Consider the following 26226-nt stretch of genomic DNA (forward strand, 5'->3'; position numbering starts at 1 on the left):
CTACGATAAGCCCGTGAAAGCCATCTTCGTCGCACCCACCCGCCCCAACGTGGGCCTGACCAGCACCGCGCTCGGCATTGTGCGGGCGCTCGAGCGCTCGGGGCTCAGGGTCGGCTTCTGCAAGCCGGTGGCGCAGGACTACTCGGCCACCGACCGCAGCGTGCACTTCGCCCGCGAGGTGGGGCGCATCGCGGTGCCCGACCCCATCCCCCTGGGACGTGCCGAGAACCTGCTGAGCGAGGGCCAGGAGGACGACCTGATGGAGGAGGTGATGCGGGTTTACCAGCTCGCGGCCGAGGGCGCCGACGTGGTGGTGGTGGAAGGGCTGGCCCTGGGGGCTGCCAACGCCTACGCCGCGCGGCTCAACGCGGAGATGGCGCGCAACCTCGAGGCCCTCACCGTGCTCGTCACCACCCTCCAGGGCTCCACGCCCAAGGAGATCGCCGACCAGATGGAGCTGATGCTGCCCAGCTTCGGCGAGCGGGTGGTGGGCTACATCCTCAACTTCGCCCCGCCCGCCGAGGAGACCTACACCTCCAAGCTGCGCACCCGCAAGAAGATCCTCGCCGACGCCAAGCTGGCCCAGCTCGGGGTGATCCCCCTCAACCCCGACCTCACTGCCCCCCGGGTCTCGGACGTGGCCGACCACCTGGGCGCGACCGTGGTCAACGCGGGCGAGATGGCCACCCGGCGCGTCAGCAAGACCTTCGTGGCCGCCCGCAGCGTGCCCCAGATCGTCAGCCTCTTCACCCCGGGGGCGCTGGTCATCACCTCCGGCGACCGCGACGACGTGGTGATGGCGGTGTCGCTGGCCCACCTCAGCGGGGTGCCGCTGGCGGGGCTGGTGCTCACCTGGAACCAGCCGCCCGACGAGTCGATCCAGCGCCTGTGCCGCACCGCGCTCACCTCCGAGCTGCCGGTGCTGATGGTGGGGAGCGACACCTACACCACCGCCACCCGGCTGGCCCAGATGGACAGCCAGATCCCCCTCGACGACCTGGGGCGCGTGGAGCGGGTCCTCGACTACGTGGCCGACAAGCTCGACACCGCCCCCCTCAAGGCGCGCCTCCAGACCCCCGAGGAGCGCCGCATGACCCCCCCCGCCTTCCGCTACGAGCTCATCAAGCGGGCGAGCGCCGCCCGCAAGCGCATCGTGCTGCCCGAAGGCGACGAGCCGCGCACCGTGAAGGCCGCCGCGATCTGCCACGAGAAGGGCATCGCCCGCTGCGTGCTGCTGGCCAAGCCCGACTCGGTGCGGGCGGTGGCCGAGGCCCAGGGCGTCACCCTGCCCAGCAGCGTCCAGATCATCGACCCCGACGAGGTGCGCGAGCGCTACGTGGGGCCCATGGTCGAGCTGCGCAAGCACAAGGGCCTCACCGAGCCGCAGGCCTTGCAGCAGCTCGAGGACAACGTGGTGCTCGGCACCATGATGCTGGCTCTGGACGAGGTGGACGGCCTGGTCTCGGGCGCGGTCCACACCACTGCCAACACCGTGCGCCCCGCGCTCCAGCTCATCAAGACCGCGCCGGGGGTCAAGCTCGTGAGCAGCGTGTTCTTCATGCTCATGCCCGAGCAGGTGCTCGTCTACGGCGACTGCGCCATCAACCCCGACCCCAACGCCGAGGAACTCGCCGACATCGCCATCCAGTCGGCCGACTCCGCCGCCGCCTTCGGCATCACCCCCCGCGTGGCGATGATCTCCTACTCCACCGGCACCTCCGGCGCGGGCGAGGACGTGGAGAAGGTCGCCCAGGCCACCGCGATCGCCAAGGCCCGCCGCCCCGACCTCGTCATCGACGGCCCCATGCAGTACGACGCCGCCAGCGTGGAGAGCGTAGGCCAGCAGAAAGCCCCCGGCTCCCCCGTGGCCGGGCGGGCCACCGTGTTCATCTTCCCCGACCTCAACACCGGCAACACCACCTACAAGGCTGTCCAGCGCAGCGCCGGCGTGGTCAGCGTGGGCCCCATGCTCCAGGGCCTGCGCAAGCCCGTCAACGACCTCTCTCGAGGAGCCCTCGTCGACGACATCGTCTACACCATCGCCCTCACCGCCATCCAGGCCGACCGCGGGGCGGCAGGGAGCGGGGAGCGGTAAGCCGTCAGCGGTCAGCCATCAGCAAAGGGCGGGAGGCTCGTGGCTCGTGGGAACCCCCCCGTCCCTCCCGGCCGGCGTCGAGGGCCGAGGGTCGAGGTGTCCCGCGTCTTGCGTATTGCGTACGACGTAGGACGTACGACCCGCATCAGACGTACGACCCGCGCTTAGCGTTCGGCGTTAGGCGTTCGGCTATCGGCTATCGACCATCGACTATCGACCATCGACTATCGACCATCGACTATCGACCATCGACTATCGACTTATACTGTTGGCGTGATTAAGTCGCCCGAAAACCCCGCCCGTGACGACTTGCTCTTCGACCTCATCGCCAAGGAGGAGGCCCGCCAGCGCGAGGGCCTCGAGCTCATCGCCAGCGAGAACTTCACCTCCCGTGCCGTGCGCGAGGCCACCGGGAGCGTGCTGACCAATAAGTACGCCGAAGGCTACCCCGGCAAGCGCTACTACGGCGGCTGTGAGGTCATCGACCAGATCGAGCAGCTCGCCATCGACCGCGCGAAGGAGCTCTTCGGGGCGCAGTGGGCCAACGTGCAGCCGCACTCGGGCTCCAGCGCCAACCTCGCCGTGTACTACGCGCTGCTCGAGAAGGGCGACACCGTGCTGGGCATGGCCCTCGACCAGGGCGGCCACCTCACCCACGGCTCGCCGGTCAACTTCTCGGGGCTCAACTACCGCGTCATCGGCTACCCGGTGGACCCCCAGACCGAGTACCTCGACTACGACGCGGTGCGCAAGCTGGCCCTCGAGCACAAGCCCAAGCTGATCATCGCCGGGGCCAGCGCCTACAGCCGCGTCATCGACTTCGAGAAGTTCCGCGCCATCGCCGACGAGGTGGGCGCTTACCTGATGGCCGACATCGCCCACATCGCCGGGCTGGTGGTCGCCGGGCTGCACCCCTCGCCCATGCCCTACGCCCACGTGGTGACCTCCACCACCCACAAGACCCTGCGCGGGCCGCGCTCGGGCCTCATCCTCTCCAACGACCTCGAGATCGGCGCCAAGATCGACAAGATGATCTTCCCCGGCACGCAGGGGGGGCCGCTCGAGCACGTCATCGCGGCCAAGGCGGTGGCCTTCTGGGAGGCGCTGCAGCCCTCGTTCAAGGACTACGCCCGCCGGATCATCGAAAACGCCCAGGCCCTCGCCAAGAGCTTCGTCGAGCGCGGCTACCGGGTGGTCTCAGGCGGCACCGACAACCACCTCTTCGTCCTCGACCTGCGCCCGCAGGGCATCAAGGGCAACAAGGCCTCCAACACCCTCGACAAGGTCAACATCACCGTCTCCAAGAGCACCGTGCCCTACGACCCCGAGAAGCCCTGGGTGACCTCGGGCATCCGCATCGGCACCCCGGCCATCACCACCCGCGACTTCACCGCCGAGGAGATGCCCCTCATCGCCGCCTTCATCGACGAGGCCCTCACCCAGGGCCCCAGCGAGGACCTGCGCGAACGGGTGCGGGCCCTGGCCCTGGCCCACCCGATGCCCTGAGAGCCGGCCCCACGAACACCCCTCACCGCCCGGCGGTGAGGGGTGAAACCTTCGCCGGCGTCAGGACCCGGGCTGCTTGCGACGGCCCAGCAGCAGAAAAACGATCCCCACGACCACCGACATCCCGCCGAAGACCTCGAGGAAGGGCACGCGGTAGGTGGCGTCGTTGCTGGGCGGGCTCACCCTGAGCCCGGGGGCCGGGCTGGGGTCGAAGAGCTGGACCCCCAGCACCAGCAGCAGCCCGGCGACGATCAGCACCCACCCGATGCCGCGGTAAAACCATCCCGGTGCCTGCATGTTCACCCCCCGCTACGCCGCGCGGCGGCCCCGGTCACCGAACAGGGCCAGCAGAACCCCGGCCGCCACCGCCACCCCGCCCAGCACGTCGGGAAGCGGGATGCTGCGGGTGCGCTCGGTCTGGACCTCGAGCGGCCCGAAGTCCACGATCTTCTCGCGCTCGGTGAAGGTGATGCGGGGCACGGCCAGGACCGCCAGCCCCACCACGATGAGCACCACTCCGAAGATTCGCATGACCAACCTCCTGTGCTCCTGAGCCTACGCCGGGCCCCTGAACGGGGTCTGGGCCGGGCCTGAAATCTTTCTGAGCCGGGGACACTCCGGCCGCGGGGATCGGGCATCATGGAGGCGTGACGCCCGCGCTCCTCGCCCTGCTGGCTTTGATCGTCGTGCTCGTGCTGGGGGCCGTGCGCCCCGACCTCAACGTGGGGGTGCTGGCGACGGCCGTCGCCTTCGGGCTGGGGATGGGGCTGCTGGGGTTGGGCGTGGCCGAGGTGAGCGCCTTCCTGCCCGCCCAGCTCCTGCTCACGGTGGTGGGCATCGCGCTGCTGTTCGAGCTCGCCCGCTCCAACGGCACCCTCGACCAGATCACGCGGGCCGTGCTGCGGCTGGCCCGGGGCAACAGCCGGGTGCTCCCCCTCGTCTTCTTCCTCCTCACCTTCGCGCTTTCCGCCCTGGGGCCGGGCAACATCGCGGCCACGGCCCTGCTGGCCCCGGTGGCGATGGGCATCGCGGCGCGGGCCGGGATCAACCCCACGCTGATGGCGATCCTGGTCTGCACGGGGGCCAACGCGGGGACCTTCTCCCCGGCGGCCGTCACCGGCGGCATCAACGCCGCGCTGCTGCAGCGGATCGGCCTCGAGGAGCCCGGGCTACCGGTGCGCATCTTCCTGGCGGTGGCCGCCATCCAGTCGGTGACGGCGCTGCTGGCCTATGCCCTCTTCGGGGGCTACCGCGTGGGCCGCCCCGTCGAGGGCGTGAGCGTGGGCCGGGTGGCCCTGAACCCCGCCCAGCGCCTGACGCTGGGGGCCATCGGGCTCTTCGTGCTGGGCGTGATGGTCCTCAACGTCCCGCCCGTGGCCGGGGCCTTCGTGCTGGCGGCGCTGCTGACCCTGCTCAAGCTGGGCGACCTCGAGCAGTCCATGCGCCAACTCCCCTGGAGCGTGGTGATGCTGATCGGGGGGATCAGCATCCTGATGGGGCTGCTCGAGCGGCTGGGCAGCCTCGAGCTGCTCACCTCCCTGCTGGCGCGCTACAGCTCCCCCGACACCGTGAACGCCCTCCTGGCCCTGCTGAGCGGCCTGGCCTCGGTGGGCAGCAGCTCCTCGGGCGTGGTGATGCCGCTGATGGTCCCCCTGGCCCCCGAATTGCTGGAGAAGCTCGGCGGGGGCGACCTGGTGCGCGCGGTCGTCGCCATCGACTTCGGATCGCACATGGTGGACGTGAGCCCGCTCTCGACCCTGGGCGCTTTGTGCATGGCCGGGCTCCCGGAGGGCGCCGACCGCTCGAGGCTCTTCCGCCAGATGTTGCTGTGGGGTTTCAGCATGGCCTTCGTGGGGGCCCTGCTGGCCTTCGTCTTCCTCGACCTCCCGCAATGAAATCAGCCCGGCTCGAGCCGGGCTTCAGGTGGGCATGGCTTCAGACGGTGCGGCGCCCCGTGAACAGGCCGACGATGAAGAGGATCAGGAAGATGAAGAACAGCACTTTGGCGATGGTGGCGGCGGTGCCCGCAATTACGCCGAAGCCCAACACACCGGCGATGATGGCGATGACCAGGAATAACAACGCATTGCTCAGCATGAATTTCCTCCTTTCGTACAACTGCTAACAGGGTAAAGAGGGGATTTGAGGGGGGACTGTCGCACGGCTGAGCCGGTGCTGAAAGGGCGAAGCGCCCCGCCCGCGGTCTCGAGCCTGTATGCTGCTGGATGAAGGCACTGGATTCTCACGGCATTGCTGCTCGAGGATGATGTCCGATGGCATGGAGGAACCTGATATTCGTGTTGCTGGGGGCAATTGCCCTCCTGGCCTTCCTGCTGACCCGCCCCAGCCCGCAGACCCCGCTCCCGCCCGCGCTGCTCGAGCCCCCCGCCGGGGCCTCGCTCGAGTCGCCCCAGGTCAGGCTCGTCGGCAACGCCCAGCCCAACAGCCTCGTCGAGGTCTGGATCGACGGGCTCAGGGCCGCCTTAGTCGCCAGCGACGACGCCGGGCGCTGGAGCACCGAGGTCAACCTCAGCGGCCCCGGCGACCACCGCGTCCAGCTCAAGGCCGTCGACGCCGACCGCAACCCCCTCGCCGAGAGCGAGGAGTTCAGCCTCAGCGTCGAGGGGCAGCCGCTCTCGAGCACCGGCACCACCATCACCGCCCCCGCCGACGGCAGCACCCTGGGCAGCAGCATCGGGGTGTTCAGCGGCACCGGTCCGGCCGGGAGGGTCGTCGCGGTGCTGGTGGGGGAGAAGGTGGTGGGCCGGGTCGTGGTGCGCCAGGACGGCACCTGGACCTTCGCCTACGACTTCCGCATCCCCGGGGAGTACAACGTGCGGGCCAGGGCCCTCGACCCCCAGCAGAACATCCTCAGCGAGGGCAACATCGTCCGCATCAGCGTCCCCGAGGCCAGTAGCCAGCACAAGAGCTGCCCCTGCACCCTGCGCCTGTCCACCAACGCCGCCGGCGCCACCCTCACCCTGCGCCGCGAGAACGGGGAGGTGGTCTCGAGCCAGGCCGCTTCCTACGCCGCCTTCACCAACCTCCCCGAAGCCACCTACCGCTACACCGTCGAGGCCCCCGGCTTCCAGAGCTACGAGGGCACCGCCAAGACGCCGGACAACCGTGCGATCTCGGTGTGGCTCGAGGCGTCGCCGCGGCCGTAGGGATGCCGATAGCCGAATGCCCATAGCCGATAGCCAAACGCGAAACGCCAAACGCGAAACGCCAAACGCAAAACGCAAAACGCAAGACGCAAGACGCAAGACGCAAGACGCAAGACGCAAAACGCAAGACGCAAGACGCAAGACGCAAGACGCCATATTCCCCCCTTAGCAAGGGGGGCCGGGGGGGGATAAACCCTCCCCGCCGGCGGGGAGGGACGGGGTGGGGTCACCACAAGCTACGGGCCTCCCGCTGACGGCTGAGGGCTTATCGCTCTCCCTTCCCCTTGTCCCTTTTCGCCCTATCCACTAGCGTGTAGGGCGATGTCGCAGCCGTCTTCTCCCGTCGCGGTTTTCGTCTACGGCACCCTCAAGCAGGGGCAGCGCAACTTCGAGGTTTCCCGGCGGGCCGGGTGGGTGCGCTCGGAGCGGGCCTGGCTCGAGGGTTTCCAGCTTTACCACCTGCCCAGGGCTTCGGAGCGGCCTTACAGCTACCCGGCCATCGTGGCGGGGGAGGGGCGGGTGTGGGGGGAGGTGCAGTACTTCGCCGACCTCGAGGCCGCCCTGGTGCCGCTCGACGCGCTCGAGGACGCCGGGCGGGAGTACGAGCGCGTCGAGGTGGAGGCCCGGCGGCCGGACGGCGGCGCGGTGCGGGTGTGGACCTACGTGTACCCGAGCCTCGAGGCGGTCCGGCGGGTGAACGGGGTGCTGTGGCCCGAGGGGGATTGGTCGGACCCTGCCTAGCCGCCGGCCCCGCGAGGGGGCAGCAGTAGCCGCTGCGGACCCCGGCGGTGTAAAACTGTCCCATGCGCGTAGCCTTCGTAGCATCCGAGGCGTTCCCCTTCGCCAAGGTGGGCGGCCTGGCCGACGTGGTGGGAAGCTTGCCCCAGGCGCTCAAGCGGCAGGACCAGGGCATTGAGCCCACCATCTTCCTGCCGTGGTACTGGGGCATCGAGGGCTACTACGTGGGGGAGACCTGGTTCAACTTCGCGGGCGGGCGCGATAAGGCGGGCATCGGGCACGCCGAGCACGAAGGGGTGCGCTACGTGCTGGTGGGCCTGCCCGACTTCGCCCGCGACAAGCCCTACGGCTACGACGACGACTTCCGCCGCTTCCTCCGGTTCCAGATGGCGGTGGCCGAGCTGCTGCAAGGCTTCGACGTCGTGCACGCCCACGACTGGCAGGCCGCGCTGCTGCCGCTGCTGCGCAACCTGGGCTGGTTCGGCGGGCGCACCGTGTACACCATCCACAACCTGGCCTACCAGGGGGTGTGGGGCTCGCAGGACTTCTACGCCTGGAGCGGGCTGCCCGGCGAGACCTACTACGGGGCGGGCCTCGAGCACAACAACGCCGTCAACCTGATGAAGTGCGGCATCGTCAACGCCGACCGGGTGACGACGGTCTCGCCGAGCTACTCCTGGGAGATCCGCACCCCCACGTTCGGGGAGGGGCTCGACGGGGTGCTGCGGGCGCAGGAGTGGAAGCTCCGGGGCATCCTCAACGGCCTCGACACCGCCTACTGGAACCCCCGCGACGACCGCTACCTCGCGCACCCCTACGACAGCACCGACCTGAGCGGCAAAGCGGCGAACCGGGCCGAGCTGCTGGCGGAGTACGGCCTCGAGGACCGCCCCACCCTGGGCGTGGTGTCGCGCTTCGCCCACCAGAAGGGCATCGACACGATCCTCGACGCGCTGCCCGGTCTGATGGGCATGGGGGTCAACCTCATGGTGCTGGGCAGCGGCGACCCCTACCTCGAGCGCACCTTCGCCTGGGCCTCCCGGCACCACAAAGGCCGCGTGGCCTACGTCCAGGGCTTCAACGAGCCGCTGGCCCACCGCGTCTACGCCGGCTGCGACGGCTTCCTCATGCCCTCGCGCTTCGAGCCCTGCGGCCTGGCCCAGATGATCGCCATGCGCTACGGCACCCCCCCCGTCGTGCGGGCGGTGGGCGGCCTCAAGGACACCGTGCAGCACTGGGAAACCGGCTTTCTCTTCGAACACGCCGACGCCGGGGGCGTGCTGCACGGGGTGAGCGAGTTCCTCAAGCACCCCGACCGCCAAACAGTGGCCCGCAACGGGATGCTGCACGACTTCTCCTGGGACCGCCCGGCGCAGGAGTACGCCGAGCTGTACCGCTCGATGTAGGCGCGGGTCGGCGGCGAGCGGGTTTAGTGGCTCGTGGTGGACGGCGGTGAGCCGTCAGCCCTCAGCCGTCAGCGAAAGGCTCGCGGGAACCCCTCCCCGGCCCTCCCCGCGTGCGGGGAGGGTTTATCCCCCCCAGCCCCCCTTGCTAAGGGGGGTGAAGAATGGGCGTCTGGCGTCTTGCGTTTTGCGTCTTGCGTACGTCGTAGGACGTACGACGCACGTCCTACGCCCGGCTATCAGCTATCGACCATCAACTCCCATAACCCAACCCTCATGTAACGCAATTCCCTCACCCCGCCCCAAAAACGCAGTAGACTTGGGTCATGGGTTCTTCAATCTCATGGGATAGCCGCTTCGCGCGGCGCGCCACGCGCATCACCAGCTCGACCATCCGCGAACTCCTCAAAATGGCCCAGCAGCCGGGGATGATCACCTTCTCCGGAGGGCTCCCAGCGCCCGAGCTCTTCCCCGCCGAGGCCATGGCCGAGGCCAGCGCCCGGATCTTGCGGGAGAAGGCCAACCAGGCGCTGCAGTACAGCACCACGGAGGGCTACCCGGCCCTGCGCGAGTGGGTGGCGGCCCAGCTCCCGAACACCCAGCCCGACCAGGTGCTCCTGGTGTCGGGGTCGCAGCAGGGGCTCGACCTGCTGGGCAAGATCTTCATCGACGCCGGCTCGGCGGTCGCGGTGGAGTCGCCGACCTACATGGGCGCGCTCTCGGCCTTCAACCCCTACGAGCCGGAGTACCTCACGGTCGCGATGGACGAGGAGGGGATGGTGCCGGAGGCCCTCGAGGCCGTGCTGAAGCAGGGACCGCGCTTCGTCTACGCGCTGCCCACCTTCCAGAACCCCTCGGGCCGCCTGATGAGCCTCGAGCGGCGCCAGAAGCTCGTCGAGCTCGCCGACAAGTACGGCGTGCCCATCGTCGAGGACGACGCCTACGCCGAGCTGTACTACGGCGGGCAAAAGCTGCCCACCCTCTACAGCCTCGACCAGCAGATGCGCGGCGGGGGGGAGGGCAACGTGATCTACCTCAGCACCTTCTCCAAGACCCTGGCCCCGGGCCTACGCGTCGCCTACGCCGCTGGGCCGCGCCCGGTGATCCACAAGCTGGTGCAGGCTAAGCAGGGCGCCGACCTGCACACCGGCTCGCTCAACCAGATGCTGGTGTACGAGATGGTCAAGTACGGCCTGCAAGAGCAGCTTTCCAAGATCCGCGAGACCTACGCCGCCCGTCGTGACGTGATGCTCGAGGCCATGGCCCAGCACCTGCCCAAGGGCGTCACCTGGAACCAGCCCAAGGGCGGCATGTTCATCTGGATGCAACTGCCCCAGGGCGCCGACGCGGTGAGCCTGTTCAAGAAGGCCCTCGAGCAGAAGGTGGCCTTCGTGCCCGGCCAGCCCTTCCACGCCGACGGCAGCGGCCAGAACACCCTGCGCCTGTCCTTCTCCAACGCCGACCCCGAGCTCATCCGCGAGGGCATCCGGCGGCTGGGCCGTGCGGCCGAGGAGGAGCTGGAGCTGGTCAAGTAGGCGAGTGCCAGGTGCCGGGTGCGGGTCGTACGACCCGCACCCGGCGTCGTACGTCGTACGTCGTACGTTGTACGTCGTACGCCGAACGCCAAACGCCGAACGCCGAACGCCGAATGCCGAACGCCAAACGCCAAATGCCGAACGCCAAACGCCCTTTCTTTGCCCCCCTTAGCAAGGGGGGCTGGGGGGATACCCCCTCCCCGCCGGCGGGAGGGACGGGGAGGGGTTCCCACGGGCCTTTCGCTGACGGCTGATGGCTGACAGCTAACCGCCCACCTAAACGCTTAAGCCAGCACAGTGAACGAGGCCCGGAGCAATTCCGGGCCTCGGCCGGTCTCGAGCCTCTGCTCAGCGCGTCTCGATGCGGACGGTGGTGGTCCGGTTGGGCCGCACCTGCACGGCCTGGCGGTAGACGATCCGGCCGCCTGAGCGCACCTCGAGGGTGTAGCGGCCGGGCCGTAGCTGCAGGTTGATGGGGGTGCGGCCCGCCAGCCGCCCGTCGATGTACACGTCGGCCCCGGGGACGTCGGTCACGACGCTGAGCACCCCGGTGGCCCCGGTGGGCGGCGCGGGGAGGGTGAGGGTGGCGCTGACGGTGGTGGTGCGGCCCGCCTGGACCGTGACGGTGGTGCGGTAGTCCTGGTAGCCCGGGCGCCGGACCTCCACGGTGTAGGTGCCGCTGTTGAGGCGGGCGCTGTAGGGCGTGCGGCCTACCAGCCGGCCGTTGATGTAGACGTCGGCGTTGGAGGGGTTGGAGGTGACGGTGAGCACGCCCTGGCTGACGACCGGGCTCAGGTTGACGTTGATGCGGCTGTTGGCGCCGGGGGCGATGGCGACGGTGGTGCGGTAGGTCTGGTAGCCCTGGCGGCGCAGCTCGAGGGTGTAGCTGCCCGGGTTGAGGCTGAGGTTGACCGGGGTGTTGCCCACCAACTGGCCGTTGACGAAGACCTGCGCCCCGGGCGGGTTGGAAGTGACGGCGAGGGTGCCGCTGAGGTTGATGCGCCGCAGGTTGGCGCTGATGCGGGTCGAGGTCCCGCCCTCCACCGAGATGGTGGTGCGGTAGGGCTCGTAGCCGGGGTAGGTGAGCTGCACGCTGTACTGGCCGCTGTCGAGGGTGAGGGTGGCGGGGGTGGTGCCCGCGCGCTGGCCGTTGATGTAGACGGTGGCCCCGGCGGGGTTGGAGTCGATCACCAGGGTGCCGGTGGGAGGGGGCGGCGGGGTGTACTGGCCGACGTAGTAGAAGGCCACGTCGCTGACCCAGTCCTGGTCGGGCAGCGGCTCGACCACGATGGCCATGGCCTGGCCGAGCTCCTGGCGCCCGTTGACCAGGGCGCGGTTGTTGGCGATGTCGTAGACGCGGGAAAGGTCGAGCGGGGTGCGGCTGGCGACGGCCAGGACCACGCTCTCCCCGAAGGGCGGGGTGACGTCGAAGGTGTAGCGGGCCCCCACGGGCGGGAAGGTGGCGACCTCGTTGGCCCGGATGAAGTTGTCCTGGTCGTAGGGGTTGGGCAGGATGAGGTCGATGTCGCCGCTGGGCAACACCCCGAAGAGGTAGACGTAGGCGTCCTGGTTGGTCTGCACCGAGACGCGGATGTTCTCGCCCACCTGGTAGACCGGCGCACCGCTCTTGCTGGGGTCCTTGTCCACCCACACCCGCACCTGGAGGTCGGTGGGGACGGGGTTGACGATGATGCGCTGCGGGTCGATGCGCTGGCCCAGGGCCAGGCTGCCGAGGGCAATGAGGAGAAGGCAATGGAGCCAATGGATGCTTCGTATCATAGGGAACCCCTCGAGCAGTATAGGCTCAGCAGGTAAACAGGACTTTAGAGCACAATCCACAAGAGAAAGGGGGTTCATGGCTATGGACTCACTCGAGCAACTCAACCAGCGCCTGCGGGAGGGCGTGCGGTGCGACGGCGACTACCCGCCCGTGCCGGGGGAGGGCAACCCGAACAGCCCGGTGGTGCTCATCGGGCACAGCCCCTCCGGCACCGACGCCCAGACCGGCCGGCCCTACAGCGGCCCCGCCGGGGAACTGCTCGACGAACTGCTGGCCGAGGCCGGGGTCAAGCGCGAGGAGCTCTACATCACCAACCTGGTCAAGTGCTGGACCTGGCGGGAGGAGAACGGCCTGCGGGTCAACCGCACCCCCAGCGCCAAGGAGATCAAGGAGTGGGTACCGGCCTGGCTCAAGCCCGAGCTCGAGCTCATCAGGCCCAAGGCCATCGTCTGCATGGGGGGCCCCACCGCCCAGCACTTCCTGGGCAAGGACTTCAAGATCACGCTGCAGGGGGGGCAGTGGCTCGAGCTGCCCGAGGACTCCCCCTACCTCAAGCTCACCGGCCACCGCCTCGACCCCAAGCCCTTCGTGATGGGGGTGGTGCAGCCGAACTACCTCACCCACCTGCAGGAGCACGCCCCCGAGACCTACCCGGCCGCCCGCGCCAACCTCGTCGCCGACCTGCTCAAGATCAAGCGGGTGCTCGAGGGCAAGCTGCCCAAGCCCAAAGCCCCCAAGCAGGAAGAGCTGGACATCCCCTTCTGATACCCGGTTCGGTCGGTCCGGCGCCGGACGGCGGCGGGCTGCCAGGGCCGGAGTTATCCGCGTGGCGGAGGGAGCGCTCTGCGGTCCGAAAAGATAGCCTCTGGGGGTCTTTGGTTCGGTTTTGAACCCGGTATGAAGGGGCCGGGGTACGGCGACGGGCCGGCCGCTGGCGGTATTTTATTGCTCGTGCGTCCTGACCCTCTCCAAATCCTGCGCCGGGCCGGGCTGAGTGCTCAGGGCCTCGAGCGCCTCGCCGGGGGCGACGTGAGCGAGGTGTGGCGGGCCGGGCCCTACGTGCTCAAACTGCGCCGCGACCCGCCGCCCGGCATGTTCGAGGCCGAGGCCCGCGGCCTCTACGCCTTGATGCAGGCCGGGGCGCGGGTGCCCGGGATCGTGTGGGCGGGGGAGGAGGGGCTGGTGCTGGAGTACCTGCCCCCCACCGCGCCCGACTGGGAGACCTTCGCCCGCACCCTCGCCGCGCTGCACAGGCTGCGCCCGCCGGCCTACGGCTGGGACACCCCGGTGTTTTTGGGCAGCTTCCGGCTGCCGGAGGGCACCCTCGAGGACTGGAGCCTGTTCTGGACCGAGTACCGCGTGCGGCCGCTGCTCGAGGCCGCCTGGGGCCGGCTGGGGGAGCTCGGGCCCAAGGTCGAGCGCTCGTTGCAAGACCCCCTGCCCGCCGAAGGCCCCGCCCTGCTGCACGGGGACCTGTGGCACGGCAACGTGCACTTCTCGAGCGGCCCCGTGCTGCTCGACCCCTCGGCGTGGTGGGGCGAGCGGGCGGTGGACCTGGCGATGATGCGGCTGTTCGGCGGCTTCCCGCCCGAATTCTGGCGCTACTACCGCGCCCTCTACCCCGTCCCCGCCGAGGTCGAGGCGGCCATCCCCCGTTACCAGCTTTACTACCTGCTCGCGCACGTGCATTTCTTCGGCCAGGCCTACCTCCCGGCGCTCGAGCGCACCCTCCTTGAGCTTGGCTTTAGGTAACTGGCGTAACCGTTCGGATTCCAGGCCTTCCCCGCCCGGCCTGGGCTACCCTAAAGCCTCGGGTATGGACGGAGACTTCAGCCTCTTAGGGCCCATCGACTTGCTGCAAATGCTCGCCCAGGCCCGGCAGACCGGGGTCTTCCAGGTGCCGGGGGGCAAGGTCTTCATCGACGAGGGCAACCCCATCCATGCCGAGTACCGCGGGCGCAGCGGCCCCGACGGGCTCTACCAGATCCTCGCGCTCAAGGAAGGGCAATTCCGCTTCTTCAAGGGGGAGGTCGCCACCAAGGAGACCCTGGCGGGCACCCTCGACAACTACCTCCTGCAGGCCCTGCGCTACCTCGACAGCCGCGTCGAGATCGGCCCCTTCGACCAACTGGTCGTCGCCGACAGCCAGCGCACCCACAGCCTCACGCTCTCGCCCGACGAGCACGGGCTGATCATGCTGCTGGGAAAGCCCGTCTCGGTCATCGACCTCATGGGCCAGACCGGCATGACCTTCGAGGCCATCGTCTCGCTGGTGGGCCACCTCGCCCGGCTGGGCCTGGTGCGGGTGATCCACCGCACCCCCCACACCGTGCGGATGCGGGTGGAGATGCTGCTACAAGAAGGCATCAGCCGCATCGACGCCATGCTCCACAAGGCCTGGAAGCGCCAGTTCGGCGCCTTCGACGCGGTCGAGGTCAGCGTCGAAGGCCGCACCCTCCGCGTCCCCGTCGAGCCCGCCAGCGGCCTGGGCGCCCAACTCCTGGTCTCCCCCGAGGGCCTGATGTTCTACAACCTGCGCGTGGGGATGGAGGTGCTGGTGTGGCCGGCAATTTGAGGGGTGGGAAGCGGTCAGCCGTCAGCCCTCAGCCGTCAGCGGGAGGCTAGCGGCCCGTGGCTAGCAGCTCGTGGCGTGTGGGAGTATCCCCCCCAGCCCCCCTTGCTAAGGGGGGTGACAAGGCGTCTGGCGTCTCGCGTTTCGCGTATTTCGTATCGCGTACGACGTACGACCCGCGCTCAGCGTCCGGCGTTTAGCGTTTTGCGTTTGGCTATCGGCTATCGGCTATCGACCATCGACTAATTCCTCAACAACAAATACACCACCGCCACCACCACGACCAACACCAGCCACCGGCTGTCGAGGTTGCCCGGCAGGGTGCGGCTGGGGCGCGGGAGGCCCGCGTCGCCGAGGCGGCGGGCGGGGCTGCGGTAGAGCAGGCGCTGTTCGCGCTTGAGGTGGTGCACCGACTTGCCGATCTGGCCCAGTTTGCGGTAGGCGGCGGCCAGGTTGTGGTGGGCGTGGGGGTAGTCGGGGTTCGACTGCAGCGCCTTCTCGTACATCAGCACGGCCTCGGCGGTGCGGCCGGCCTCGAGCTCGAGGTTGCCCAGGTTGGTGATCGAGCGGTAGTGGCCGGGGTCGAGCCGCAAGGAGCGGTCGAAGGCCAGGCGGGCGGCCTCGCGGTCGCCCTCGCGCACCCGGATCACGCCCAGCACGCAGTTGGCCTCGGCGCCCAGGTGGGGGTCGTCGAGGAAGGGCGCGAGGGCGGCCGGGTCCTCGGCCTCGAAGGCCTTGATCGCCTCGCGGGCGGCGCCCAGGTTGAGGTAGGGGGTGAGGAACTTGGCGTCTTTCTCGAGGCTGGCGCGGGCCATCTCGTAGCGCTTGTCCCGCAGCCAGGCCCGCAGCTCCAGCAGCGCGGCCAGCCCGGCCTGGTCCCCCCCGGGCGCCAGGAGGCTCTGCTGCTTGGCTTCGTCGTAGCGGCCCTGCCGCAACAGCTCTTCCATCATCGCGCCCAGCCTATCAGGTCGGCGGGGCCGGGGCATCCGCCGAGGTGCCAATTGCCCCCTCAGCGGCCGTAGGGGTCGAAGAGCTTGGCGTACTCGTCGAGGGCGTAGCGGTCGGTCATGCCGGCGAGGTAGTCGCACACCGCGCGGTAGAGGCCCTGGCTCTCGATGGCCCGCTGGACCCCGGGCGGCAGCATGTCGGGCTGGCGGGTGTAGGTCTCGAAGAGCCGCTCGAGCACCAGCTTCGACTTGCTCACCTGCCGCACCACGTAGTAGTGGCGGTAGAGGTTGGCGAAGAGGAAGCGGCGCAGCTCGACGAGGCGGGGCTTGAGGTGGTCGGAGTAGCACGCCAGCAGCGAGGGGTGGGCCCGGACGGCCTCGAGGCTGGCGACGCCGTGCTTCTCCAGCGCCTCGTGGGTAGCCTTCACGCAGTCGGTGATGATCAGGCCCAGCAGCTCGCGGATGAAGGTGCGGCGCTGGAACTCGCTCAAGGTGCCGAGTTCGAACCCCAGCTCGTCGGCCAGCTCGGCCAGCAGGCGGATCTCCCCGAGCTGCCCCGGGCGCAGCAGGCCCGAGCGCAGCCCGTCGTCGAGGTCGTGGGCGTTGTAGGCGATCTCGTCGGCCAGGTTGACGATCTGGGCCTCGAGGCTCGGCCGCCGCTCGACCTCGAGGCCGTCGTCGGGGGTGTCGTAGAGGGTCTCGTGCTTCATGATCCCCTCGCGGGTCTCCCAGGTGAGGTTGAGCCCGCGGAAGCCGGGGTAGCGCTCCTCGAGGTGGGTCACGATGCGCAGCGACTGCCGGTTGTGGTCGAAGCCGCCGTGGCCGTCCATGAGGTCGTTGAGCACCCGCTCGCCCGCGTGGCCGAAGGGCGGGTGCCCGAGGTCGTGGGCGAGGGCGATGGTCTCGGCGAGGTCCTCGTTGAGCCCCAGGGCCCGGGCGATGGAGCGCGCGACCTGGGCGACCTCGAGGGTGTGGGTGAGGCGGGTGCGGTAGTAGTCGCCCTCGTAGTTGACGAAGACCTGGGTCTTGTACTCCAGCCTGCGGAAGGCGGTGGTGTGGATCACCCGGTCGCGGTCCTTCTGGAAGGGGGTGCGGAAGGCCGACTCCCCCTCCGCGAACTCGCGCCCCCGGCTGTTCGCCGAGGTGCAGGCGTAGGGGGCGAGGGCGGCAGCCTCGAGCTGCTGGAGCTTCTCACGGCCGTAGAGCATGCCTGTAGTGTACGGGCCCGGGGCGCGGGCGCTGGGTAAATCCCCGTGGCGCACGTACGGGCCGGGCCCGGCCGCGGGCGCGATTTCCCCGTGACCAATGTGAACCGGCTGGGCCGGGAAGCGCTTGTATAGTGCGGGGGAAGGGTGGCGGTGAGTACGGCACGCGGGCGGCATCACTACGCAAATCACCTCTGGCTGAACTTGCCGCTGAGCGGGAAGGCCGCCCTGGTGGTCATCCTGCCGGTGACCATGCTGTGCCTGAGCGTGCTGGCCTCCTTCGCCACCCAGCAGGCCGAGGAGCGCACCCTGCGCCTGGTGAACCAGGCCTACGAGGTCAACCGCGCCCTCGACGGCTTCCAGCTGGGCCTCGAGCAGACCGCGGCCATGCTGCGCGGCTACTGGCTGAGCGGCGACCGCGCTTTCCTCCAGCGCTACGCCGAGGCGTGGGAGCAGGCCCAGCAGCACCTGCGGCGCCTGGGCGAGCTCCAGGCCGAGGGGGTTGGGCGGGAGTACCTCGCCCGCCTGCGGGCGGCGGGCGAGCAGGTCTATGGGCTGGTCGCCCCCTACACCCGCGACCTACGACCCGACGCGCCGGGGGTGCGGCAGCAACTCGCGGCCCTCACCCGGCGGCAGCGGGATTTGCTCGAGGCCCTGCGCGGCGAGATCGCCGCTTACCGCCAGCTCAAGGAGCGGGAGATCGCGCTCGGGCAGGCCCAGGCCGAGCGCCAGCACCAGACCAGCCGCATGGTGCTGGTGGCCTCGCTGCTGCTGGGGCTGCTCTCGGGGGTCTGGGCGGCGCAGCTTTTGGGCCGGGGCATCGTGCAGCGGGTGCGGGTGCTGCGGCAGAACGCCCTGCGCATCGCCCGCGACCAGGAACTGCTGCCCCACCAGCCCAGCCGCGACGAGCTGGGCCAGCTCGCCGAGGCCCTGCGCCAGGCCAAGGAGCTCATCCGCTCCGAGCAGGAGCGGCTCTCGGTGGCCCTGCGCGCCGGGAAGCTCTCGCTGTTCGAGGTCGAGGTCCCCGAGCAGCAGGACAAGCTCGAGGCCCACGCCGACCTGCTCTTCCGCCGGGGCACCATCGCCGACGAGCGCCCCTCGAGCCTCATGGACATCCTCGAGCGCGCCCACCCCGACGACCGCGACAAGGTGATGGCCGCCTGGAACCGCGCGCTCGCCACCAAGGAGCCCACCGACCTCGAGTACCGCGTGCTCGACTTCGCCGGGCAGCCGGGCTGGCGCTCGGTGCGGGCCCAGATCATCCGAAACCGGCTGGTGGGGGTGAGCATCGACATCGACGACCGCAAGAGGGCCGAGGAGGCGCTGCGGCGCGAGCGGGCCCTGCTGCAGGACATCCTCGAGTACGCCCCGGCCATGATCTTCATCAAGGACGCCCAGGGGCGCTACCTGATGGTCAACCGCGCCTACGAGCTCATCGACGGGCGCCCGCGCCACGAGATCGTGGGCAGGACCGACTTCGAGCTCTTCCCGCGCGAGATGGCCCGTGCCTTCCGGGCCCACGACCACGAGGTCATGCACCTCGGCCAGCCCGTCGAGTTCGAAGAGGCCGACCCCCACCGCATCTTCGCCTCCATCAAGTTTCCCTTGCGCACCGCCTCCGGCGAGATCTACGGGCTGTGCGGCATCTCCACCGACATCACCCACCGCAAGCACATCGAGGCCGCGCTGCGCGACAGCGAGACCCGCTTCCGCCTGCTGGCCGAGGCCAACGTGGCGGGGGTGGTGATGAGCGACGCCGAGGGCGGGCTGAGCTACGTCAACCAGGCCTACCTCGACATGCTCGGCTACACCCGCGAGGAGTTCGAGCAGGGCAGCATCCGCTGGACCGAGATCACCCCCCCCGAGTGGCTCCCCGCCGACGAGCGGGGCATCGCCGAGGCGCGCAGGGGCAAGCCCTCGGTCATCTACGAGAAGGAGTACCTCCACAAGGACGGCCGCCGGGTGCCGGTGCTGCTGGCCCTCGCGCGCGCGGAGATCGCGGGGCAGGAGCGCTTCATCGTGACCGTGCTCGACCTCTCCGAGCGCAAGAAGGCCGAGCGCGCCCGCGAGGAGGCCATGGCCCTGCTGCGCACGACCCTGGAGTCGGTGGAGGAGGGCCTGATCGTCACCGACCTCGAGGGCCGCGCCAAGGTCTACAACCGGCGCTTCCTGGAGATGTGGGGCATCGGGGAGGAGATGCTGGAGGGCGACCTCCTCCGGCGCCACGCGTTCTTCAGCTCCCAGCTCACGCAACCGGCCGCCTTCCGCCTCGAGCCCACCGGCCTGCTGGCCGACCCCCGCGTCGAGGTGCGCGACACGTTGCGCCTGAAGGACGGGCGGGTGCTCGAGCTGCTCAGCCGCTCGCAGCAGGCGGGGGGCGAGGTGCTGGGGCGGCTGTGGGCGCTGCGCGACATCACCGCGCAGGTGCAGGCCGCCGCCAGCCTGCAGGCCGCCAAGGAGGAGGCCGAGCGGGCCAACCGGGCCAAGAGCGAGTTCCTCTCGCGCATGAGCCACGAGCTGCGCACCCCCATGAACGCCATCCTGGGCTTCGGCCAACTGCTGCGCATGGAGGAGCTCACGCGCGAGCAGTCCGAGAGCGTCGAGCAGATCCTGCGGGCCGGTCGCCACCTGCTCGACCTCATCAACGAGGTGCTCGACATCGCCCGCATCGAGGCCGGGCGGATGTCGCTGTCCATCGAGAACGTGGCGATGGACGAGGTGGTGCGCGAGTGCCTCGACCTGCTGCGCCCCCTCGCCCACGCCCGCGGCCTCGCCCTCGACACCTCCGCCCTCGAGGCCGGGGCCGCCTCGCGCTGCGTCCTGGCCGACCGCCAGCGCCTCAAGCAGGTCCTGCTCAACCTCTTCTCCAACGCCATCAAGTACAACCGCGAGGGCGGGCGGGTGAGCCTGTCGTGCCAGCGGCGCCCCGCGGGGCGGCTGCGGCTGAGCGTGCGCGACACGGGGGCGGGCATCCCGCCGGAGAAGCTCGAGCGGCTCTTCCAGCCCTTCGACCGCCTCGACGCCGAGGGCAGCGGGATCGAGGGCACCGGGCTGGGGCTGGCCCTCTCGCAGCGCCTCGTGGAGGCCATGGACGGCAGGCTGGGGGTCGAGAGCGTGGTCGGGGTGGGCAGCACCTTCTGGCTCGAGCTTCCCCTCGCCCAGGCGGAGCCCACCGGGCAGGAGCCCCCGTCCGAGGCCACGCCCCCGCCCCCGGCCCCCCTCCCCGGCGAGGGCCGGACCCTGCTGTACATCGAGGACAACCTCTCCAACCTGCGCCTGCTCGAGCGCCTGCTGGCCTACCGCCCGGGGCTGCAACTGATCTCGGCGATGCAGGGGCGGCTGGGCCTCGAGCTCGCCCGCTCCCGCAAGCCCGACCTCATCCTCCTCGACCTCCACCTCCCCGACCTCGCCGGGCAGGAGGTGCTCGCCCGGCTCAAGGCCGACGCGCACACCTCGGAGATCCCCGTGGTGGTGCTCAGCGCCGACGCCTCCCCCCAGCAGATGCACAGCGCCCTGGCCCGGGGCGCGGTAGAATTCCTGCCGAAGCCCCTGGACCTCGAGCGATTCGACCTCGTATTGAGCCAAGTGTTGGGGGGTGTGCGTGAAGCCTGAACCCATGACCATTCTGCTCGTCGACGATGAACCGGCCAACGTCGTATTCCTCGAGCGCCTGCTGCGCAAGGACGAGGGCCTGCACCTCATCAGCACCCAGGACCCCCGCGAGGTGGCCGGGCTCTACCTCCGCCACCACCCCGACCTCGTCCTCCTCGACCTGCACATGCCCCACCTCGACGGCTTCGAGGTGCTCGAGCAACTCCAGCGCCTCGACCGCAACACCGACCTCGTGCCCAAGGTAGTCCTCACCGCCGACGCCACCCCCGAGGCCCGCCACCGCGCCCTCTCGCTGGGGGCCAAGGACTTCCTCACCAAGCCCCTCGACGCGCTCGAGGTGCTGCTGCGGGTGAAGAACCACCTCGAGACCCGCCGCCTGCACCGGGCGCTGCAGGGCGAGAACTCCCTGCTCTCCGAGATCGTGCGCGACCGCACCCAGGAGCTCGAGGCCGCCCGGCTCGAGGTGCTCGACCGCCTGGCCCGTGCCGCCGAGTACCGCGACGACGAGACCGGCGAGCACGTCAAGCGCGTCGCCGCCAACGCCGCCCGCCTGGCCGAGGCCTTAGGCCTCGACTTCAACACCGTCGACGTCATCCGCCACACCGCCCCGCTGCACGACGTGGGCAAGATCGGCATCTCCGACCTGATCCTCAAGAAGCCGGGCAAGCTCACGCCCGAGGAGTTCGAGGTCATCAAGAGCCACACCGTCATCGGCTCAGGCCTGCTGGCCGGGGGCCGCACCGAGATGCTGCAAGTCGCCGAGCGCATCGCCCGCTCGCACCACGAGCGCTGGGACGGCACCGGCTACCCCGACGGCCTGGCCGGGGAGGCGATCCCGCTCGAGGCCCGCATCGTCTCAGTGGTCGACGTCTTCGACGCCCTCACCAGCAAGCGCCCCTACAAGCGGGCCTGGACCGTCGAGGAAGCCCTGGCCGAGCTCAGGGCCCAGGCCGGGCGGCAATTCGACCCCCGCATCGTCGAGGCGCTGCTGCGCATTCAAATGAACCTCCAGGTCGAGTGAGGCCTGCTATAGTCTGAACTGCTTATGAAGAGATTTCTATTGCTCCTGGGTCTGCTCAGCCTGTTGGTCGCCTGCGTGCCGAGGACGGGGGTGCTCGGGCGTTACTACACCCTGGTCGTTCAGAACAAGTGCTTCGGCAACTACTCGACCGTCTACGTCTACATGGACGGCGCCCAGTTGCTCGGGGCGGTGTCCAGCGGCGAAACCCGGACCTTCATCAGCATCCCCGAGGGCAGCCGCGAGTTCAAGGCCGTGCCCTCCACCGGCAAGGGCGACCCCTACTTCGTGGCGTACCGGATGGACGCGGACAAGACGTGGGTGTTGTGCGGGAAGTAGGGGTGAGGGGTCGATAGTCGATAGCCAAACGCAAAACGCCCTTTCTTCACCCCCCTTAGCACGGGGGGCCAGGGGGGATACCCCCTACCCGCGCGCGGGTAGGGGTGCAGGGGCGGCCGGCCGCCCCTGCGTTGTCTTGGTGCGCGGCCCGGCTGGCCCTCACGAAGAGCCGGGGCCGCTTGGCCTCAGTGAGGCTTTGCGTCCTTTTCCCCGGCCGGGATTGGACCCGTAGCCGTAGCCATAGCCGTAGGTGAACCGGCCGGAGAACGCCGGCCCGTGCCGCAGGTTGGTCATGACCAGGCCCACGACCCTCGCCCCCACCCGCGACAGCACCTCGAGGGTGGCCTCCAGGCGCTTGCGGTCGGTGCCGCCCTCGCTGACGGCCACCAGCACGCCCGAGGCGTGCGGCGCGAGGACCAGGGCGTCGCTCACGGCCAGGGCCGGGGGGGAGTCGACGACGATCACCTTGTACCGGCCGGTGTGGACCAGGTTGTTGAGGAAGTCCCGCCAGTGCTCGGCCAGCAGCTCGGCCGGGTCCTCCGGGGCCGCGAGGCAGGGGAGCACCTCGAGGTTGGGCGCCACCGGGTGGGCGTGCGCGGAGTAGGTGAAGTCCTTGAGGCTCTCGACCAGGTCCCAGCCCCGCGCGATCCCGAACTCGCGGTGGATCACCGGCTTGCGCAGGTCGGCGTCGACGAGCAGCGTCGGGAGGTCGGCGCGGGCGTAGGCGCGGGCCAGGCTGATGGCCACGCTCGACTTCCCCTCGGCCTTCTCCGGGCTCGTCACCAGGACCACCTTGGGGTGCTTGTCGGCCAGGGCGTGGTGGACGCCGGTGCGCAGGAAGGCGGCGGCCTCGGCGGGCAGCTCGCGCCTGCCGTTGGGGGGCATCCGGGGGAACTCGCCCAGCACCGGCAGGCCGCTCACCCGGGCGGCCTCCTCCGAGTCCCGGACCACCCGGACCAGGGCTTCTTGGAGGAGGACGAGCCCGAAGAACAGGAAAGGGGTGATCGCCGCGGCCGCGGCCGCGCCGAGGAGGGGCCGGGGTGCGGAGGGCTCGAGGGGGACTTGCGCTTGTTCCAGCGAGGCGAGCAAGCCCACGGCGCTCTCCTCCAGGGCGCGGGCCAGGTCCCGGTCGTGCGCCAGGTTTCCCCGCAGCGCGTCCAGGCTGCGCAGGCGGTCGGGGTCCTTGAGCTGGCGGGCCTGGCGGATCTCGGTGAGGATGGCCTCGAGCTGGGCCTCCACCGAGCGCCGGTAGCGGGTGAAGTGCTCGCGGGCGCGCTGGTCCTCCCACGACCGCAGCGCAGCAGCCCAGGCGTTGGCCAGCCGTGCGGCCCGCGCGGGGCTGTGGTCCCTCACGCGCAGCGTGATCACGCTGGACTGGCGCCCTTCCGCGGTCCTGACCTTGGCGGCTTTACGCAACCTCGCCAGGGCCTGCGGGTCCCCCGGCTCCCCGGCCAACGCCAGCGCTTGGCGGAGAACTTGCGTGCTCAGGGCGGCTTCCTTGTAGGCCTGGGCGTCCAGGGGGGCCACGCTCACCAGCGGCGCGGTGAAGGAGCCGGTCGAGCCTGCCGGGCCGGGCTGAACGGCTACCAGGCTGCTGGCCGACTCGTACACGAGCGGTTGTTGCTTGAGCGCGAAGTAAGTGGCGGTAGCGCTCAGCAAAGCCGCGGGCAGGGCCCACCGGATGGCCCGCAGCAGCAGCGGGATTAAGCGCTCGAGGCTGATTTCTTGGGTGCCGTCAGAAGTGTAGGGCGTCATAGCCACTCCATGGGATAGAGGGTGAGAACGGTTCGTAGCCTTGCCTTCCATACACTCGCTCGAGAACGACCGTACTGCTTAAGCCGAACAGCTACGCTCGTAGTTCATGCTTCCCCAGGGGTTATCCGGCCTCAGGGATACCGAGCGTGAGCCGAAACGAAACTATAGAAAGCAGCCGCCCAACCGTCACGAGTGTTACTTGAAACCGCGTCGCTCATCGAAGTGGGTGTAAGGGACCTGGCCGTTTCGAAAAGGCTGAATACGGGCAGAACGGGGGAGATCCATCGGCCCTGCTAAAGACGAGATCGGAATTCCACAGATCAGCGAGGGCAAAGAACATAAGGATGCAGCTCACCTCCTCGAGCAATGGCTTCCCCAAGATTGGAGCGAAAACCTCCGTCAGCCGGGATTCACCGGGGAAGTGAGCCAAAACTACTTCTCTACCGCAACAAAAACGCAACGGTTCGGTCAAACGGCGACGTGGGGCGGCCCTGGGGGTGCATCCCCGCAGCTTGGGGCACCCTCCCCGAGGTCATCTGCCGCATCCCCGAAGCCTGGGGCGGCATCCCCCGGGTCTGGGGACGCATCCCCGAAGCGTGGGGCACCATCCCCAAAGCCCGGGGATGCTCCCCCAAGGCTGGGGGACGGGCCCCCAAGGCTTGTTGCTGCATCCCCAAAGCCTGGGGATGCATCCCCAAAGGCCGGGGCAGCACCCCCGGGCTCGAGGGGCCGATGAGCCGCCGGGAGGAGTGCCGGGGACATCTGTCTGGCAGGGCTTCCCGAACATGGGGGCGTGCGACCCGACTTCAACCGCTACCCCTTCCTGGTGGCCTGGGAGATGACCCACGCCTGCCTGCTGGCCTGCAAGCACTGCCGCGCTTCCGCCGAGCCCGACCCGCTGCCGGGCGAGCTCAGCACCGAGGAGGGCCTGCGCCTGCTGGAAGAGCTCGCCACCTACACCCCCAAGCCCATCCTGCTCCCCACCGGGGGCGACCCCCTGCGCCGCCCCGACCTCTTCGTGCTGCTGGAGAAGGCCCGGGAGCTGGGGCTTACCGTGGGGATCACCCCGGCGGTCACCCCGCTGCTGACCCGGGAGGTCGTCGGGCGCTTCAAGGAGCTGGGGGTCCACCAGATGGCCCTCTCGCTCGACGGGGCCAGCCCCGAGGCCCACGACGGCTTCAGGGGCGTGCCCGGGACCTTCCAGCGGGCCATGGAGGCGCTCGAGTGGGCCCGGGAGGTGGGCCTGCCCACCCAGATCAACACCACCGTCACCCGCCTCACCCGAGCCGAGCTCCCCGGGATCGCCCGGGTCATCGTGGAGAAGGGCGTCGCCACCTGGGAGGTGTTCTTCCTGGTCCCCGTCGGGCGCGGGGCCGTGCTCAGCCAGCTATCGCCCGAGGAGTACGAGCAGGTGATGCACTGGCTCTACGAAACCAGCCGCGACCAGGGGATCAAGATCCGCACCACCGAGGGGCCGCACTTCCGGCGGGTGGTGATGCAGCGGCGCAAGGCCGAGGGCGCGGAGGACCAGGCCCTGGTGGGGCACGGGCGCGGGGTCCACCTCTCCGACGGCAACGGCTTCGTGTTCGTCTCGGCCACCGGCGAGGTCTACCCCTCGGGTTTCCTGGCCGAGCCGGGCGGGAACATCCGTCAGCGCCCCCTGCGCGAGATCTACCAGAACAGCCCGCTGTTCACCGACCTGCGCGACAAGAGCCTGCTGCGCGGCAAGTGCGGGGTCTGCGAGTACAAGCAGCTTTGCGGGGGGAGCCGCGCGAGGGCCTGGGCCGAGACCGGCGACTACCTGGGCTCCGACCCGCGCTGCGCGTACCGGCCTCGAGGCTGGGAGGGTTGATACGAAGGACTTCTTGCGGAAGTCGTCGATAGTCGATAGCTGATAGCCGATAGCCACGTGGGGCCGGCTCGGGCGCGAGGCCTCGAGTCCCTACGGGCGCGAAGCTAGGAAGGCCAGCGCCTGGGCCGCTTTCTCCTGGCCCATCCGCACCACCTCCGGCAGGCCCACGCCGAAGTAGGCGGCCCCGGCGAGGAAGAGCCCGGGCAGGGCCTCGGCCTCCATCGCCGCCGCCACGCGCTGCTGGTGCCCCAGGGTGTAGTGCGGCAGGCCCTCCTGCCAGCGGAAGACCCAGGTGCGCCCGGGCGGGGGCACCCGGCCCCACAGCCGTTGCAGGTCGGCCAGGGCCAGCCGGACCAGCTCGGCCTCGTCGGCCCTCACCCCCGAGAAGTAGGCCCGCACCAGCCCGTAGCCCTCGGGGGCGCGGCCTTTCCACTTCTGGTCGGTCCAGGTGAAGCCCCGCACCGCGAAGCCCCGGCCCGCCGCCATCAGCATCCCGTGGCCCACCCGCGGGGGCAGGCTCTGGAGGGGGAAGGCCAGCGAGACCGTGGCCGAGTCGCCGTAGGGGATCTGCCGCAGGGCCTCGGCGGCCGAGGGGTGGAGGGGCTCGAGCAGGCGGGCGCTCACGCCGGCCGGGGTCGCCAGGATCACGGCGTCGGCCTCGAGCCAGCCCTCCGGGGTGTGGACGCGCCAGCCCTCGCCCCG

The 26226-nt window shown here is 69.8% G+C and carries 22 protein-coding genes; 14 read left to right on the forward strand and 8 right to left on the reverse strand.

The annotated features are described in order from the left end of the window. Positions 1-13 precede the first annotated feature (13 nt). Positions 14-2095, forward strand: a complete 2082-nt coding sequence (gene pta / locus MEICH_RS0108595; RefSeq protein ID WP_027892267.1) for a phosphate acetyltransferase — start codon at positions 14-16, stop codon at positions 2093-2095. A 273-nt stretch (positions 2096-2368) separates the two neighbouring features. After that, positions 2369-3601 (forward strand): serine hydroxymethyltransferase, encoded by a 1233-nt coding sequence (gene glyA / locus MEICH_RS0108600; protein ID WP_027892268.1) that lies wholly within the window; start codon positions 2369-2371, stop codon positions 3599-3601. A 60-nt stretch (positions 3602-3661) separates the two neighbouring features. On the opposite strand, the gene MEICH_RS0108605 is transcribed toward glyA, so the two are convergent. Both MEICH_RS0108605 and MEICH_RS0108610 read right to left on the reverse strand, forming a co-directional pair. Further along, the gene (locus tag MEICH_RS0108605) at positions 3662-3898 is read right to left on the reverse strand and encodes a hypothetical protein (RefSeq protein WP_147372784.1); all 237 of its coding nucleotides are present in this window, start codon (positions 3896-3898) and stop codon (positions 3662-3664) included. 12 nt (positions 3899-3910) lie between these two features. Beyond that, positions 3911-4132 carry a hypothetical protein gene (locus MEICH_RS0108610; RefSeq protein WP_027892270.1) on the reverse strand — a complete coding sequence of 74 codons (222 nt, stop codon included), beginning with the start codon at positions 4130-4132 and terminating at the stop codon, positions 3911-3913. Between the two features lie 116 nt (positions 4133-4248). Between MEICH_RS0108610 and MEICH_RS0108615 the strand changes: the two genes are divergently transcribed. After that, positions 4249-5496 carry an SLC13 family permease gene (locus MEICH_RS0108615; protein WP_027892271.1) on the forward strand — a complete coding sequence of 416 codons (1248 nt, stop codon included), beginning with the start codon at positions 4249-4251 and terminating at the stop codon, positions 5494-5496. A gap of 40 nt (positions 5497-5536) precedes the next feature. On the opposite strand, the gene MEICH_RS27920 is transcribed toward MEICH_RS0108615, so the two are convergent. Next, complete coding sequence (locus MEICH_RS27920) at positions 5537-5698, reverse strand: DUF1328 domain-containing protein (protein WP_027892272.1); 162 nt, start codon at positions 5696-5698, stop codon at positions 5537-5539. 176 nt (positions 5699-5874) lie between these two features. Between MEICH_RS27920 and MEICH_RS0108625 the strand changes: the two genes are divergently transcribed. From MEICH_RS0108625 to MEICH_RS0108640, 4 genes are all read left to right on the forward strand, one after another. Next, positions 5875-6768, forward strand: coding sequence for a hypothetical protein (locus MEICH_RS0108625; protein ID WP_157202678.1), 894 nt, complete (start codon positions 5875-5877; stop codon positions 6766-6768). A 321-nt stretch (positions 6769-7089) separates the two neighbouring features. Continuing rightward, positions 7090-7509: a gamma-glutamylcyclotransferase family protein gene (locus tag MEICH_RS0108630; RefSeq protein ID WP_027892274.1), complete on the forward strand. Its 420-nt coding sequence runs from the start codon at positions 7090-7092 to the stop codon at positions 7507-7509. Between the two features lie 62 nt (positions 7510-7571). Beyond that, complete coding sequence (locus MEICH_RS0108635; RefSeq protein ID WP_027892275.1) at positions 7572-8912, forward strand: glycogen synthase; 1341 nt, start codon at positions 7572-7574, stop codon at positions 8910-8912. A gap of 323 nt (positions 8913-9235) precedes the next feature. Next, the gene (locus MEICH_RS0108640; RefSeq protein WP_027892276.1) at positions 9236-10444 is read left to right on the forward strand and encodes an aminotransferase-like domain-containing protein; all 1209 of its coding nucleotides are present in this window, start codon (positions 9236-9238) and stop codon (positions 10442-10444) included. A gap of 348 nt (positions 10445-10792) precedes the next feature. Here the strand turns inward: MEICH_RS0108640 and MEICH_RS0108645 are convergent, their stop codons facing one another. Beyond that, positions 10793-12223 (reverse strand): PEGA domain-containing protein, encoded by a 1431-nt coding sequence (locus MEICH_RS0108645; protein WP_036218468.1) that lies wholly within the window; start codon positions 12221-12223, stop codon positions 10793-10795. Between the two features lie 82 nt (positions 12224-12305). Here MEICH_RS0108645 and MEICH_RS27065 point away from each other — a divergent pair, with 82 nt between their 5' ends. From MEICH_RS27065 to MEICH_RS0108660, 3 genes are all read left to right on the forward strand, one after another. After that, positions 12306-12989 (forward strand): uracil-DNA glycosylase, encoded by a 684-nt coding sequence (locus MEICH_RS27065; protein WP_051304058.1) that lies wholly within the window; start codon positions 12306-12308, stop codon positions 12987-12989. 186 nt (positions 12990-13175) lie between these two features. Continuing rightward, the gene (locus MEICH_RS0108655) at positions 13176-13976 is read left to right on the forward strand and encodes a fructosamine kinase family protein (RefSeq protein ID WP_027892278.1); all 801 of its coding nucleotides are present in this window, start codon (positions 13176-13178) and stop codon (positions 13974-13976) included. A gap of 64 nt (positions 13977-14040) precedes the next feature. Beyond that, positions 14041-14799: a DUF4388 domain-containing protein gene (locus MEICH_RS0108660; protein WP_027892279.1), complete on the forward strand. Its 759-nt coding sequence runs from the start codon at positions 14041-14043 to the stop codon at positions 14797-14799. 239 nt (positions 14800-15038) lie between these two features. Here MEICH_RS0108660 and MEICH_RS0108665 read toward each other — a convergent pair whose 3' ends face one another. Next, on the reverse strand, positions 15039-15746 hold the full coding sequence (locus MEICH_RS0108665; RefSeq protein ID WP_245587636.1) for a tetratricopeptide repeat protein: 708 nt from the start codon (positions 15744-15746) through the stop codon (positions 15039-15041). Between the two features lie 59 nt (positions 15747-15805). Continuing rightward, positions 15806-16951, reverse strand: coding sequence for a deoxyguanosinetriphosphate triphosphohydrolase (locus tag MEICH_RS0108670; protein ID WP_027892281.1), 1146 nt, complete (start codon positions 16949-16951; stop codon positions 15806-15808). A 150-nt stretch (positions 16952-17101) separates the two neighbouring features. On the opposite strand from MEICH_RS0108670, the gene MEICH_RS27070 reads away from it, so the two are divergent. From MEICH_RS27070 to MEICH_RS0108685, 3 genes are read left to right on the forward strand one after another with little or no spacing between them, the layout of a single operon-like run. After that, positions 17102-20560, forward strand: a complete 3459-nt coding sequence (locus MEICH_RS27070) for a PAS domain S-box protein (protein ID WP_157202679.1) — start codon at positions 17102-17104, stop codon at positions 20558-20560. Positions 20561-20564: 4 nt separating this feature from the next. Next, complete coding sequence (locus MEICH_RS0108680; protein WP_027892282.1) at positions 20565-21581, forward strand: HD domain-containing phosphohydrolase; 1017 nt, start codon at positions 20565-20567, stop codon at positions 21579-21581. Positions 21582-21605: 24 nt separating this feature from the next. Continuing rightward, a complete protein-coding gene (locus MEICH_RS0108685) occupies positions 21606-21917 on the forward strand; it encodes a hypothetical protein (RefSeq protein ID WP_157202680.1) in 312 nt (103 codons plus the stop codon). A gap of 159 nt (positions 21918-22076) precedes the next feature. On the opposite strand, the gene MEICH_RS0108690 is transcribed toward MEICH_RS0108685, so the two are convergent. After that, positions 22077-23672, reverse strand: a complete 1596-nt coding sequence (locus tag MEICH_RS0108690) for a polysaccharide biosynthesis tyrosine autokinase (RefSeq protein WP_027892284.1) — start codon at positions 23670-23672, stop codon at positions 22077-22079. 793 nt (positions 23673-24465) lie between these two features. Here MEICH_RS0108690 and MEICH_RS0108700 point away from each other — a divergent pair. Beyond that, positions 24466-25524, forward strand: a complete 1059-nt coding sequence (locus MEICH_RS0108700) for a TIGR04053 family radical SAM/SPASM domain-containing protein (protein WP_027892286.1) — start codon at positions 24466-24468, stop codon at positions 25522-25524. A 90-nt stretch (positions 25525-25614) separates the two neighbouring features. Here MEICH_RS0108700 and MEICH_RS24330 read toward each other — a convergent pair. Further along, positions 25615-26226: protoporphyrinogen/coproporphyrinogen oxidase (locus tag MEICH_RS24330; RefSeq protein WP_174422431.1), on the reverse strand; the 612-nt coding region annotated here is incomplete at its 5' end.

It is taken from the genome of Calidithermus chliarophilus DSM 9957, from assembly GCF_000430045.1.
Lineage (GTDB): Bacteria > Deinococcota > Deinococci > Deinococcales > Thermaceae > Calidithermus > Calidithermus chliarophilus.

What these genes read in the sequence shown, in the direction of transcription:
- MEICH_RS0108605 (WP_147372784.1), bottom strand. Translation starts at nt 3,898, where the DNA reads ATGCAGGCACCGGGATGGTTTTACCGCGGCATCGGGTGGGTGCTGATC.
- MEICH_RS0108610 (WP_027892270.1), bottom strand. Translation starts at nt 4,132, where the DNA reads ATGCGAATCTTCGGAGTGGTGCTCATCGTGGTGGGGCTGGCGGTCCTG.
- MEICH_RS27920 (WP_027892272.1), bottom strand. Translation starts at nt 5,698, where the DNA reads ATGCTGAGCAATGCGTTGTTATTCCTGGTCATCGCCATCATCGCCGGT.
- MEICH_RS0108625 (WP_157202678.1), top strand. Translation starts at nt 5,875, where the DNA reads ATGGCATGGAGGAACCTGATATTCGTGTTGCTGGGGGCAATTGCCCTC.
- MEICH_RS0108630 (WP_027892274.1), top strand. Translation starts at nt 7,090, where the DNA reads ATGTCGCAGCCGTCTTCTCCCGTCGCGGTTTTCGTCTACGGCACCCTC.
- MEICH_RS0108635 (WP_027892275.1), top strand. Translation starts at nt 7,572, where the DNA reads ATGCGCGTAGCCTTCGTAGCATCCGAGGCGTTCCCCTTCGCCAAGGTG.
- MEICH_RS0108640 (WP_027892276.1), top strand. Translation starts at nt 9,236, where the DNA reads ATGGGTTCTTCAATCTCATGGGATAGCCGCTTCGCGCGGCGCGCCACG.
- MEICH_RS0108645 (WP_036218468.1), bottom strand. Translation starts at nt 12,223, where the DNA reads ATGATACGAAGCATCCATTGGCTCCATTGCCTTCTCCTCATTGCCCTC.
- MEICH_RS27065 (WP_051304058.1), top strand. Translation starts at nt 12,306, where the DNA reads ATGGACTCACTCGAGCAACTCAACCAGCGCCTGCGGGAGGGCGTGCGG.
- MEICH_RS0108660 (WP_027892279.1), top strand. Translation starts at nt 14,041, where the DNA reads ATGGACGGAGACTTCAGCCTCTTAGGGCCCATCGACTTGCTGCAAATG.
- MEICH_RS0108665 (WP_245587636.1), bottom strand. Translation starts at nt 15,746, where the DNA reads ATGATGGAAGAGCTGTTGCGGCAGGGCCGCTACGACGAAGCCAAGCAG.
- MEICH_RS0108670 (WP_027892281.1), bottom strand. Translation starts at nt 16,951, where the DNA reads ATGCTCTACGGCCGTGAGAAGCTCCAGCAGCTCGAGGCTGCCGCCCTC.
- MEICH_RS0108680 (WP_027892282.1), top strand. Translation starts at nt 20,565, where the DNA reads ATGACCATTCTGCTCGTCGACGATGAACCGGCCAACGTCGTATTCCTC.
- MEICH_RS0108685 (WP_157202680.1), top strand. Translation starts at nt 21,606, where the DNA reads ATGAAGAGATTTCTATTGCTCCTGGGTCTGCTCAGCCTGTTGGTCGCC.
- MEICH_RS0108690 (WP_027892284.1), bottom strand. Translation starts at nt 23,672, where the DNA reads ATGACGCCCTACACTTCTGACGGCACCCAAGAAATCAGCCTCGAGCGC.